This window comes from Variovorax sp. PDC80, from assembly GCF_900115375.1.
Lineage (GTDB): Bacteria > Pseudomonadota > Gammaproteobacteria > Burkholderiales > Burkholderiaceae_C > Variovorax.
This window is the reverse complement of sequence record NZ_FOWG01000004.1, coordinates 331,948-343,893: the sequence shown is the minus strand read 5'-3', so window position 1 is coordinate 343,893 and position 11,946 is coordinate 331,948. Positions and strand designations below refer to the sequence as shown.

The window sequence follows — 11,946 nt, the reverse complement described above, 5'->3', positions numbered from 1 at the left end:
TCGCTGCCATCACATGATCAGCACCAGGATCTTGATGTCCACGTAGATCGGGCCGATCGAGATCTTGGTTTCGGTCTTCTGGTTCAGCGCGCGGTTCGACCAGCGGTAGGCCTTGATGTCGAAGCTCGCGCCGCCGATGTTGGTGGAGGCCAGGTTGAAGGTCTCCGACAGCGAGGCGTAGGTGAAGGAGTTCACGAAGGCGATCGAGAACAGCAGCGGTGCCTGCGAGCGGATGTAGCTCGAGGCCTTGGTGGTGGCGCTGCCGCCCGCCACGGTCTCGATGCTGCCGTCGTACTTGTTGGTGTGCTTCTCGGTCGAATGCAGCAGGATCTTCTTGGCCTTGACGTTGAAGTCGGTCTCGGCCTCGATCGACACGTTCTTGGCCCAGCCCTTGTAGTCGCCGGCCGAGACGGTGGAGGTGTGGTTGCCGGTCGAGATCGTCTCGGTGAGGCCGTCCTTGATCGTGTCCTTGCCGCCGCCGCTCAGGATGTCGCGCTCCCACCCGGTCTTGTAGCTCTCGAAGCGCTTGCCGGTCCAGGTCTCCAGCCTGGAGTCGCCGGTCTTGACGTGCTCGATCATCCCCTCCTTCACGTCCACGTGCAGCGCCTGGTCGAAGGTCTCCTGCCGCAGGTCGGCCATCACGTGCACCTCGGAGCGCCCGGTCTCGACCGTTTCCTTGGCGCCTTCCTTGGTCGTGATCTCGATGCTGTTGTTGAAGAAGTGCTCGGTCTTCTTCGTCACCTCGAGCTTCGAGCCCGACTTGTAGATCGCGTGGTCGAGGCCCTCGTTGACCGTGGTGGTCCGCGCCTGGTCCACGGTCAGCTCGTCGTTCTTCTGGACGTGGGTGGTGCGGTTGCCGTCCACCGTGTGGGTCTCGTCGTTCTCGACCTCGATGACGAAATCCTTCTGCGCATGGATCTTGATCGACTCGTTGCTCGGGTCGTCGTCGATCACGAAGTGGTTGGCCAGCTCGCCGTTGCCCTTGATCGTGCGGCTGATGAAGCCGCTGACCGTGGCCTTGGCCGGCAGCTCGAGCGGCGGCATCTGGTCGGCGTTGTAGACGCGGCCGATGATCAGCGGCCGGTCGGGGCAGCCGGCGATGAAGTCGACCACCACCTCCTGGCCGATGCGCGGATGGTTGACCGCGCCGAAGTTCGAGCCGGCCCAGGCGCTCGACACGCGCACCCAGCACGAGCTGTCCTCGTTGCGCTGGCCGTAGCGGTCCCAGCGGAACTGCACCTTCACGCGGCCGTACTTGTCGATCCAGATGTCCTCGCCGGCCGGCCCCACCACGGTGGCGGTCTGTGGTCCATTGGTGGTCGGGATGCGCGTCACGCGCGGCGCGCGGTAGGGGAACGAGGTCGGCTGCACGCCGAACTGGAAGCCGTAGTCGCCATCGCCGTTGCCCGAGGCGTAGCCGCCCTCGCGCAGGTTGTAGAGCACCGAGACGATCAGGTATTCGCGGTTGTCCTCGTCGCGCGGCGCGTTCTGCATCGTGAAGCGGTAGCCGGGCGCCATGCCGCGCACGGTGGCGTGGCCGATGTCGAGCTCGGCCTGGGCCTGCGCCTCCTCGAGCCGGATGCGCGCGTAGTGCTCGCCCTGGCCGGCGTCGCTGTAGCCGCCGAGCCATTCGTACATCTCGTACTGGCCGTGGTCGTTGCCGCGCGGCTGGCTGCGCGTGGTGAGCAGGTCGGCCTTGGGCTTCTTGAAGTCGAAGTCGTCGACCACGTAGGTGCCGGGACGGATCTCCTCGGTCACCTCCCACTGGTCGATGGCCTCGCGGCCCGGGTCGCCCACGCGGTCGGTCGAGACGTAGCTGATCCTCGGGTACTCGGGCAGCGTCTCGTGCGCGCTCATGTCGTCGGCCAGCACCAGCGTGTGCTGGTTCTTCTCGTGCTTGAAGAAGTAGTAGATGCCCTCGTGCTCCATGAGCCGGCTCACGAACGCGAAGTCGGTCTCCTGGTACTGCACGCAGTAGTCCCACTGCCGGTACGAGGCCGTGAGCTTCTTCTCGAGTGCGAAGCCGTATTCGCCGAGCACCTCCTCGAGGATCTCGACCACCGACTTGTTCTGGAAGATCTTGCAGTCGCTGGTGCGCGTGAGATACCACAGCCACGGCCGCACCGAGGCGCGGTACACCATGTAGCGCGACGAGGCCGCGTCGCGCCCGACCAGCGTGAAGCGCGTGATCTGGCCGTTGAGGTAGCGCGGCGTGCCGGTGAGCGTGCGGATCTCGAGCGTGAGCGGCTTGCCGAGCATGGCCTTCATGTCGACCGAGGTGTTCGGGCTCAGCAGGTCGACCTCGAACTCGAACAGCTGGGACAGGCCCTCGCTGCCGTGCATCGAGCGGAACAGCAGCTGGTCTTCTGCGAGCGGTGTGTGGGCGGTGACGACACGGGCCATGGCAACTCCCTTCGCTTAGCTGGCTTCGGAAAATTCGTAGTGGAAGTCGTCGCCCTGCGCCGAGAGTTCGACGCCCGCGAGCTTGCGCGCACTGACCGTGGCGCCGATGACTTCCTCGCTCAATCGCGGCAGGATGGTGTGCGTGAGGATCGCATCGATCATCCGTCCGCCCGACTCGATGGCCGTGCACCGGCGCGCCACGAGCGCCACGGCGCTGTCGGTGTAACCCAGGGCAATGCCGTGGTTGGCCTGCAGGCGCGCGGCCACGCGGTCGAGCTGCAGCCGGATGATGCGGTGCAGCGCATCGGCATGCAGCGGGTAGTAGGGCACCACCACCAGCCGCCCGAGCAGCGCGGGTGCAAACACCTTGAGCAGCGGCTCGCGCAGCGCCTGCGCCAGCGGCTCGGGGTCGGGGCGCAGCACCGGGTCCTCGCACAGCTGCATGACCAGGTCGGTGCCGACGTTCGAGGTCATGATGATCACGGTGTTGCGGAAGTCGATGTGGCGGCCCTCGCCGTCCTCCATCCAGCCCTTGTCGAAGACCTGGAAGAAGATCTCGTGCACGTCGGGGTGGGCCTTCTCGATCTCGTCGAGCAGCACCACGCTGTAGGGCCGGCGGCGCACCGCCTCGGTCAGCACGCCGCCCTCGCCGTAGCCCACGTAGCCGGGCGGCGCGCCCTTGAGCGTGGAGACGGTGTGCGACTCCTGGAACTCGCTCATGTTGATGGTGACGAGGTTCTGCTCGCCGCCGTAGAGCGCCTCCGACAGCGCGAGCGCGGTCTCGGTCTTGCCCACGCCCGAGGGGCCGCACAGCAGGAACACGCCGACCGGCTTGTTGGGGTTGTCCAGCCGCGCGCGCGCGGTGCGGATGCGCCGCGCGATGGTGTCGAGCGCATCGGTCTGCGCGACCACGCGCTGCGACAGGATCTCGCCGAGCCGCAGCACCGACTGCGCATCGTCGCGCACCATGCGCCCGATCGGGATGCCGGTCCAGTCGGCCACCACCGTGGCCACGGCCTGCGCGTCGACCGCGGCGAGGATCAGCGGCGATTCGCCCTGCAGTTGCGAGAGCTTGCGCTGCGCCGCGTCGAGCTCGGCGCGCATCTGCTCGGGCGAGGCCGGCGGCTCGGCGGGCGCCGGTGCGGCCTCTGTGCTGTCTTCTTCATCGCCATCCTCGGCGACCTCTTCAGCCTGCACCGGCACCGCCGCCGGCGAGAGCTGCCGGCGCAGCGCCACGATGCGCTCGACCAGCTCGGCCTCCTCGATGCGCCTTTGCTCGAGCGTCGCGAGCTCGGCCTTGGCGGCATCGATCTGCGCCGCGATGTCCTGCACGCGCTGCGCCTCGCCCACGCCGATCGCGGCCTCGCGCTGCGCGATGCCCGACTCGATGCCCAGCACCTCGATGCGTCGCTGCAGGTCCTCGAGCGCGGCCGGCAGCGCATGCTGGCTCAGCGCCACGCGCGCGCAGGCGGTGTCGAGCAGGCTCACGGCCTTGTCGGGCAGCTGGCGCGCGGGGATGTAGCGGTGCGACAGGCTCACGGCGGCCTCGAGCGCGGCGTCGAGGATCAGCACGCCGTGGTGCTTCTCGAGCTCGGCCGAGATGCCGCGCAGCATGATCACGGCCTTGTCCTCGGTCGGCTCCTGCACCTGGATGGTCTGGAAGCGCCGCGTGAGCGCCGGGTCCTTCTCGATGTACTTCTTGTACTCCGACCAGGTGGTGGCGCCGATGGTGCGCAGGCGGCCGCGCGCGAGCGCGGGCTTGAGCAGGTTGGCGGCGTCGCCGGTGCCGGCGGTGCCGCCCGCGCCCACCAGCGTGTGGACCTCGTCGACGAACAGCACGATGGGCTTCGGGCTCTTCTCGACCTCGTCGATCACCTGCCGCAGCCGCTGCTCGAACTCGCCCTTCACGCCCGCGCCGGCCTGCAGCAGCGTGGGATCGAGCACCCACAGCGAGACCTCGCGCAGCGAGGGCGGCACGTCGCCCGCGGCCAGGCGCTGCGCCAGGCCCTCGACCACCGCGGTCTTGCCGACGCCGGCCTCGCCCGTGAGCAGCGGATTGTTCTGGCGCCGGCGCATCAGGATGTCGACGATCTGGCGGATCTCGTCGTCGCGGCCGTAGACCGGATCGAGCTCGCCCGCGCGCGCCTTGGCCGTGAGGTCGCTCGCGTACTTGGCGAGCGCCGAGCCGCCCGCGGCCTGCGGCGCGGCACCGGCCGGGGCCGGCGCGCCGCCGGCCGCCGGTTCGGGCGCGATGTCGTAGTCGTCCTCGGGCGAGCCCTCGGTCCAGGCCGGCAGCTGCGCGATCAGCACGTCGGGCACCAGCTTGTCGAACTCGCGCGAGATGCCCGAGAGCACCTGGCGCAACCCCGGCGTCTTGACGATGCCCGCGAGCAGGTAGGCGCCGCGGATCGAGGTCGCCTCGAAGCGCAGGCTGGCATAGACCCAGGCCCGCTCGACCGCGCTGTCGACATGCTCGGAGATGTCGCTGATCGAGGTCGCGCCGTGCGGCAGCCGGTCGAGCGCGCGCACCAGGTCCTGCTCGACCGCGTCGAGGTTGAGGCCGGCGCGCTTGACGATGCGCAGCAGGTCGCTGTCCTGCAGCTGCAGGATCTGGTGCAGCCAGTGCACGAGTTCGACGTAGGCATTGCCGCGCAGCTTGGCGAAGGCGGTGGCGGTCTCCAATGCCTTGTAGAGCATCGGGTTGAGCTTGGAGAACAGCGAGACGCGGCGGATGTCGGTCATGAGGCCTGGGTGAAGGAAGCGGAGGTGTGGGAAGCGGTGGCTGCGGAACGCGAATGCAGGGCCTCGGGCGCGAACACCAGGTCGCCGGCGTCGGTGTCGGACAGGCGGGTGCCGAGCCAGCTGCCCCAGCCCAGGCGCTGGCCGCCGTTGAGCTGCATGCCGCCGGCCTCCTCCTTGCGCAGCACGAGCCGCAGCTCCCACGCGAATTCGATGCCGACGTACTGGCGCACCCAGTCGACCACCTGCTGCAGCCGCTGGCTGCCGGGCAGGAAGGCGCGGTACTGCTCGAGCGTGAGCGGCCCGAGCTCGAGGCGGAACTTGCTCTGCGCATCGCGCACGGCGAGGCCGATGGTGGCGCCGGCGCCGAGCCGGTGGTTGCGCCCGAACAGGCCGATGCGGCTGACCTGCGGTTCGTCGATGGTCACCCAGTCGCTCACGAACTCCTCGATGCGCACCGGCAGGTCGAAGTACAGGCGCAGGATCTGGATCAGGCCCTCGGGGTTGCGCGTCTGGCGCACCAGGTGGCCCGCCATGTGGGTGCGCGCATGGTCGGCGATGCGGTCGCGCTCCTTGAGCCCGGGCTGCCCCATGTTCATGAGGCTCGCGACGTACTCGACGAAGCGGTGGCCGTCGGGCCGGTCGAGGCTGTTGACCGACTGCGCATCGGCCCAGGCGCGGTAGAACAGCAGGATCAGCCGGTGGTGGAACAGGTCGGCGAAGGCGCTGAGCGTGTGGTCGTTGTGGTGCCGCTTGCGCTCGCGCGCGTACTCGGTCAGGTGCAGCGGCAGCGGGCCGTTGGGACCGAACAGGCCGAAGCCGTAGATCGAGATCTGCGGCGGGCCGTCGCGGCTGTCGTCCACGCCCGAGACGTTCGAGGGCGCGAAGGCCATCGAGGGCTCCTGGCCGAGGCGCAGCGGCTCGTCGAGCGGGCGCGGCGCGCGGCCCAGCAGCGGATGGTCGCCGTGCGCGTCGAGCCGGCGCAGCAGCATGAAGAGGTCGTGCTCGAAGGGCTGCTCGACCAGGCCGGCCCACAGCGCCGGATCGACCTGCGGCAGGCCGCGCGCGGGCGGCGGCGCGGCCTCGGCCCGTGCTTCGTGGTCGACCGCCCGATCCACCGCGTCGCTCGCCGGCGCCTGTTGCGCGGCATCCGTGTCCTCGCGGAGGTCGGTGGTGCTGTTCATACGGCGGGGCGGCGTCCGATGCGCGGCGTCCAGCGCGCGATCTCGCCGCGCTGCAGGCTGGCCAGCGCGAACTCGGTGAAGGCGTTGAGCGACACGTGGCGGCTGAAGAACTGCTCGAGCACGGCGCCGAACAGGTACGGGCTCGCGCCCGAGAACGCGGTCTCGTCGAGCTTCAGCGCGATCTCCACGCCGCGGCCGAAGACGATCGGGCCCGGCTCGGGCAGGCGGCGGAACACCGGCGCCAGCTTCATCGAGCGCACGCCCTGGATCTGCCGGCGCACCGCGGGATCGGCGAGGTTGCCGTAGAGGTCGAGCATCTCGCGCAGCGCGGCCGCGCCCTGGTCGGCATCGACGTCGGTGAGGCTCAGGTAGTTGAGGCCCAGGTGGCTGATGAGGCGCCAGGTCAGCGCGCCCTCGGCCAGCGCCGGGTAGGGCCGCGAGGGCCCGCGCAGGATGCGGATCGCGCGCACCGGCGCCGACACGCGCAGCGTGAAGTCCGACTCCAGCCCGGTGGGCAGCAACAGCGGCAGGTCGCGGTTGGTGCACAGCGCATCGAGCGTGATGTGGCGCAGGCTGTGCGGAAAGGGCGCGTCGTGCTGGTCCACCAGCGAGACGTAGACCTCGCTGCCGGTGTAGCTGGTGCGCGTGCCCTGCGCGCGTGCGCGGTCCGACACCAGCCGCGGTTCGCGCCGCACCGAGAAGTAGGCGCCGAAGTCGCCGTCGTCGGAGGCGAAGGAGCCGAGAAAGGGGCGGAACTCGCGCTCCTCGGAGCCGTTGCTCATGTGGCCGACCACGCGCTCGACCGTGAAGATCTCGAAGTCGCGCGGCCGCGTGCGGTCGATCACCGCATGGTGCTCGTGCTGGCCCGGGCCCACCGGGATGCGGTCGCTGCGGCGCGGCACCAGGTTGACGATCGGCGTGCAGAACAGCGAGAACTGGCGCGCGTCGATCAGCCGCTCGAGGTCGCCGTCGGCACGGTCGAGCAGGATCACGATCTCCATCGTGGTGCCGCTCATCGCCGCGGCCGCGGCACGCAGCTTGTTGACGCTGAAGAACAGGTAGCGGTCGGGAAAGGCGAAGTACTCGTGCAGCAGCCGGTAGCCCTGGAACGAGCGCGCGTCGTAGGGCAGCAGCGCCTGGTCGGGGTCGAAGCCCTCGTGGCGGATCGCCTCCTCGCCCAGCGGCACGATGCGCGCGCCCTGGCCCGCGGTGCCGGGCCCGGTGCGGCAGACGGTGCCGATCGAGTGGTGCACCGCGAGCTCGAGCACGCGCAGCGCATGCAGCTCGGCGCCCGAGAGGAAGAACTCGAGCCGATCGAGCGGCATCTCGGCGAAGCGCGCGCCGCCCACGGCCTCGAGCTTGATCGTGATCGCGCTCCTGGCCTGCCGCGCGACGATCGGCAGCGCATGCAGGATCTCGGCCGGCACCGGCCCCAGGCTGGCCTCGGCGATGCGGATCGGCCACAGCGTGACCGCGTGGCCGGTGCGGAACTCGCAGGCCGTCTGCTCGCCCTTGATCATGCGGCCACGCAGGATCGTGTGGCGCGGCAGCTCGTAGCCGGCCTTCAGCGAGCCCTCGTTGAGGTTGCCGTCGATCTGCACCACGCCCATGGCGGGCAGCGGCGCGAGGAAGTTCGGATAGACCACCTCGAGCAGCCGCTGCGAGAAGCGCGGGAACTCCGCGTCCATCTTGAGCTGGATGCGCGCGGTGAGGAAGCTGAAGCCCTCGAGCAGCCGCTCGACGTAGGGATCGCTGACCTCGATGCCGCGCATGCCCAGGCGGCCCGCGATCTTCGGATAGCGCTGCGCGAACTCGGCACCGAGCTCGTGCATGTAGGTGAGTTCGCGGTTGTAGTAGTCGAGCAGCCGCGCGTCCATCAGAGGCCTCCGGTGGGGCGCAGCATCATGTGGCCGCTTTCCAGGTCGAGCTCGGAGCGCAGGATGAACTCGATCGGGTAAGGCACCGACCACAGCGTGCCGCGGATCTCGAGCGCGAGCAGGTTGTGGTGCTCGAGCTCGGTGGCGTCGGTCACGCAGCGCACGTCGATGCTGTCCTTCATGATGCGCGGCTCGAAGTCGATGATGGCGGTGCGGATGGCGGCCTCGACGTCGGCGAAGTCGACCTCCGACATGCGCCCGCCGGCCCAGCCGCGCACGCCGTAGTTGACGACCGAGCGGCGCGCGCGCGGCAGGTCCTGGATCGAATGCGCGGTGCCGAAGTTGGTGGTGTTCAGCAGCCACTGCAGGTCGCGCAGCACCGAGTCGCGCAGCAGCTTGCCGCTCATCAGGAAGGCGCCCGCGCGCTCCTGGCGGTTGCTCGGCTGCTTGTCGGTCAGGCGGTCGAGCAGCACCGGCTGCAGCCGGTCGCGCGCGACGCTCTCCTGCTCGCCCTCGGCATCGGGCCCCGACCAGGCGGAGGCGCCGGCCGTGGCCATCAGGCGGCCTCCCCGGCGGTGAATTCGATGGTGCGCAGTTCGAGCAGCGCATGGTCGCCCGCGTCGCTGATCAAGGTGCGCTGGCCCGCGCCCGCGAACGCGGCCTCGCCGGGCAGCGGCAGCCAGTCGGTACGGCGCGCGAGCGCGAGGCCGTCCTCGAGCGTGGCCAGATCGCCCGCATAGCGCACCGGCACCAGCACGGCCAGCGCGCGGCCATTGGCCAGCTCGACCTGCACCGGCGACCACAGCAGGTCGACCAGGTGCTGCGGCCGCTGGAACGTCAGGCGGCGCACCGAAGGCAGCGGCAGCCAGCCATAGCCCGCGGGCGTGATGACCTCGAGCGCGGCGCCCAGGCGCGCGTCGCCATCGCAGAGCCAGTCGAAGTCGATGCGCTCGAGCGCTTCGTCATCGACGCGTTCGCTCGCCGCATCGCCCGATCGGTCCACGGCCTGCAGCAGGCCGCGCAGCGCGGGCGTGGCATCGCGCGCCGACTCGCGCAGCCGGGTGGCCTCGTCGGCCTGGTCGGCCGGCAGCGCGGCGGCCGCGATCAAGGCATCGACCCAGTCCGCGCCGTCGCCGAGCACCACGGGCGCGCGCGCCGCGTCGCCGGCCCAGAAGGCGCTGCGCTGGCGCTCGCCGGCCAGCGCCATCGAGCAGGTGGCGCTCGCGGGCGTGAACGAGGGATCGAACTTGACGGCCGCCTTGAGCTGGTCCTCGGCGCGCTGCCATTCGCCGCGCAGCGCGAGGAAGTGGCACAGCGCGAGCCGCAGGCTGGCGTTCTGGGGATCGGCGCGGATCTGCCGCTGTATCCCCTCGGTGTGCTCGGCCACCGAGCGCTCGCCCAGCACTGCAAACGCATCGCCCATGAAGCAGCTTCCTCTGTCGTTTCGCCAATGCGCGGTCCCGGCCCTGATGAAGCCAGAGCCGCCGCCGTGGTCGGTGGTTGGATATCGCTCGTGGCCGCCGGCGCCCGCCTCGCGGGGCCGCGGACCTGTCGCGGATGACGGCGCGATGCGCCGCCTTCGCCGCTCGGCCTTCGGCTGGCGGCCCGCAGACCGTCAGCCGGAGACCGGCTCGCGCGCGGCGCCGAGGCACCGCCCGCGAGCCCGGCCGGGCCCGCGGATCAGGCTTCCTTGTTTTCCTTGATGTTCCAGCCGAGCTGGGTTTCGGCGCCCTTGCCGCCCTTGTCGGTCTGTTCCCAGTACTGCTGCTTGACCTTGGCGGCCTGGAACGCGTACTGCACGAACACCGCGTCGCTGCCCTGCTCGGCCGTGTACTGCACCGAGGTGACCAGCACTTCCTCGAGCGTCACGCGCGTGTATTCGATCTGTCCGCCGCCGGCCTTGCAGACCGAGACTTCGACCTTGCTCAGGTGCTTGCCGCTGGCGCAGTTCTTCATGACGGACGGAGCCGCCTTGTCGATGCGCGCGAGCACCTGCAGATCGTTGAAGCTGGCCTTGCCCACGCCACCGCCACCACCGCTGACCATGTTGCCAGGCTGCGTCGCACCCCATGCGAACGACTTGATATCCGTCCAGTCCTTGTGGTTCGAGTCTTTGGATTCGCCGTTCGCGCCTTCGACGCGCATGAACATGTCTACTGCCATCATTAACCCCCGGAGTTGTGCGTGCCCCATCGAGGCACTGTTGAATTAGCTGCTGTCCTTCTTGTTGGACGGCAACTTCGAAACCAGCCGCAAAGACACCGTGAGCCCTTCGAGCTGGTAGTGCGGCCGGAGAAAAAACTTGGCGGCGTAGTAGCCGGGGTTGTCCTCGATGGGCTCCACCTGGACCTCGGCGGCCGCCAGCGGCTTCATCGCCTTGGTGTCCTGCGACGAGGTACCGGGGCTGCCGTCGACGTAGTTCATGATCCAGTCGTTGAGCCAGCGCTCCATGTCCTCGCGCTCTCGGAACGAGCCGATCTTGTCGCGGACGATGCACTTCAGGTAGTGCGCGAAGCGGCAGCAGGCGAACAGGTAGGGCAGGCGCGCCGCGAGGTTCGCGTTGGCCGAGGCATCGGCGTCGTAGTACTCGGCCGGCTGCTGCAGCGACTGCGCGCCGATGAAGGCCGCGAAGTCGGAGTTCTTGCGGTGCACCAGCGGCATGAAGCCGTTCTTCGCGAGCTCGGCCTCGCGCCGGTCGCTGATCGCGATCTCGGTCGGGCACTTCATGTCGACGCCGCCGTCGTCGGTCGGGAAGGTGTGGGTCGGCAGGTTCTCGACCGCGCCGCCCGATTCCACGCCGCGGATCGAGGTGCACCAGCCGTATTGCTTGAACGAGCGGTTGATGTTCACGCCCATCGCATAGGCCGAGTTGGCCCAGGTGTAGCGGCTGTGCGCGGCCGAATCGGTCTCTTCCTCGAACTCGAACTCGTCGACCGGGTTGGTGCGCGCGCCATAGGGCAGGCGCGCGAGGAAGCGCGGCATCGCCAGGCCGATGTAGCGCGCGTCTTCCGAGTCGCGCAGCGAGCGCCACGCGGTGTGCTCGGTGTTGTGGAAGATCTTGGTCAGGTCGCGCGGGTTCGACAGCTCCTGCCACGAGTCCATCTGCATCACGGTCGGCGAGGCGCCCGCGATGAAGGGGCAGTGCGCGGCCGCGGCGATCTTGGCCATCTCGCCGAGCATCTCGACGTCGGGCGGGCTGTGGTCGAAATGGAAGTCGCCGATCAGCGCGCCGAAGGGCTCGCCGCCGAACTGGCCGTACTCGGCCTCGTAGATCTTCTTGAACAGCGGGCTCTGGTCCCAGCCGATGCCCTTGTGGCGCTTGAGCGAGCGCGCCACTTCGCGCTTGGAGGCGCACATCACGCGGATCTTGAGCTGCTCGTCGGTCTCGGTGTTGTTCACGAGGTAGTGCAGGCCGCGCCAGGCGCCCTCGAGCTGCTGGAAGTCCTCGTGGTGCAGGATCTGGTTGATCTGCTCGGAGAGCTTGCGGTCGATCTCCGTGATGATGGCCTGCACCGTGCGATAGGCATCGTTGGAGATGGTGACGGAGCTCTCGAGCGCCTGCACCGCCAGCGTCTTGACGGCGTTCTGCACCGCCTCGCGCGCCTGGTCGGTCTTGGGCTTGAACTCGCGCTGGAGCAGGTCCGAGAACTCGTTCGGCTCGAGCGCCTCGACGGTCTGCTGCGCACGCGCGGATTGTTTTTGCACGGTACTCATGGTGGTGGTCCTGTCGACGTGATCGGCTC

Annotated in this window: 8 protein-coding genes; all 8 read right to left on the bottom strand. The window is 69.3% G+C overall.

The window, feature by feature from the left end:
- Positions 1 to 9: 9 nt before the first annotated feature.
- Positions 10 to 2,403, bottom strand: coding sequence for a type VI secretion system Vgr family protein (locus BM109_RS14985; protein WP_143129169.1), 2,394 nt, complete (start codon positions 2,401 to 2,403; stop codon positions 10 to 12).
- Between the two features lie 15 nt (positions 2,404 to 2,418).
- Positions 2,419 to 5,145: a type VI secretion system ATPase TssH gene (gene tssH, locus BM109_RS14980; RefSeq protein ID WP_093343902.1), complete on the bottom strand. Its 2,727-nt coding sequence runs from the start codon at positions 5,143 to 5,145 to the stop codon at positions 2,419 to 2,421.
- The gene (tssG, locus tag BM109_RS14975) at positions 5,142 to 6,326 is read right to left on the bottom strand and encodes a type VI secretion system baseplate subunit TssG (protein WP_093343901.1); all 1,185 of its coding nucleotides are present in this window, start codon (positions 6,324 to 6,326) and stop codon (positions 5,142 to 5,144) included. The genes tssH and tssG overlap by 4 nt, the downstream gene beginning before the upstream one ends.
- A complete protein-coding gene (tssF, locus tag BM109_RS14970; RefSeq protein ID WP_093343899.1) occupies positions 6,323 to 8,203 on the bottom strand; it encodes a type VI secretion system baseplate subunit TssF in 1,881 nt (626 codons plus the stop codon). Before tssF ends, tssG begins: the two co-directional genes overlap by 4 nt.
- A complete protein-coding gene (tssE, locus tag BM109_RS14965) occupies positions 8,203 to 8,760 on the bottom strand; it encodes a type VI secretion system baseplate subunit TssE (protein WP_093343897.1) in 558 nt (185 codons plus the stop codon). Before tssE ends, tssF begins: the two co-directional genes overlap by 1 nt.
- On the bottom strand, positions 8,760 to 9,626 hold the full coding sequence (locus tag BM109_RS14960; protein ID WP_093343895.1) for a type VI secretion system accessory protein TagJ: 867 nt from the start codon (positions 9,624 to 9,626) through the stop codon (positions 8,760 to 8,762). The genes tssE and BM109_RS14960 overlap by 1 nt, the downstream gene beginning before the upstream one ends.
- A gap of 257 nt (positions 9,627 to 9,883) precedes the next feature.
- On the bottom strand, positions 9,884 to 10,366 hold the full coding sequence (locus BM109_RS14955; RefSeq protein WP_057593445.1) for an Hcp family type VI secretion system effector: 483 nt from the start codon (positions 10,364 to 10,366) through the stop codon (positions 9,884 to 9,886).
- Positions 10,367 to 10,411: 45 nt separating this feature from the next.
- The gene (tssC, locus tag BM109_RS14950; RefSeq protein WP_093343894.1) at positions 10,412 to 11,917 is read right to left on the bottom strand and encodes a type VI secretion system contractile sheath large subunit; all 1,506 of its coding nucleotides are present in this window, start codon (positions 11,915 to 11,917) and stop codon (positions 10,412 to 10,414) included.
- Positions 11,918 to 11,946 lie beyond the last annotated feature (29 nt).

What these genes read in the sequence shown, in the direction of transcription:
- tssC (WP_093343894.1), bottom strand. Translation starts at nt 11,917, where the DNA reads ATGAGTACCGTGCAAAAACAATCCGCGCGTGCGCAGCAGACCGTCGAG.
- tssF (WP_093343899.1), bottom strand. Translation starts at nt 8,203, where the DNA reads ATGGACGCGCGGCTGCTCGACTACTACAACCGCGAACTCACCTACATG.
- tssG (WP_093343901.1), bottom strand. Translation starts at nt 6,326, where the DNA reads ATGAACAGCACCACCGACCTCCGCGAGGACACGGATGCCGCGCAACAG.
- tssE (WP_093343897.1), bottom strand. Translation starts at nt 8,760, where the DNA reads ATGGCCACGGCCGGCGCCTCCGCCTGGTCGGGGCCCGATGCCGAGGGC.
- BM109_RS14985 (WP_143129169.1), bottom strand. Translation starts at nt 2,403, where the DNA reads ATGGCCCGTGTCGTCACCGCCCACACACCGCTCGCAGAAGACCAGCTG.
- BM109_RS14955 (WP_057593445.1), bottom strand. Translation starts at nt 10,366, where the DNA reads ATGGCAGTAGACATGTTCATGCGCGTCGAAGGCGCGAACGGCGAATCC.
- tssH (WP_093343902.1), bottom strand. Translation starts at nt 5,145, where the DNA reads ATGACCGACATCCGCCGCGTCTCGCTGTTCTCCAAGCTCAACCCGATG.
- BM109_RS14960 (WP_093343895.1), bottom strand. Translation starts at nt 9,626, where the DNA reads ATGGGCGATGCGTTTGCAGTGCTGGGCGAGCGCTCGGTGGCCGAGCAC.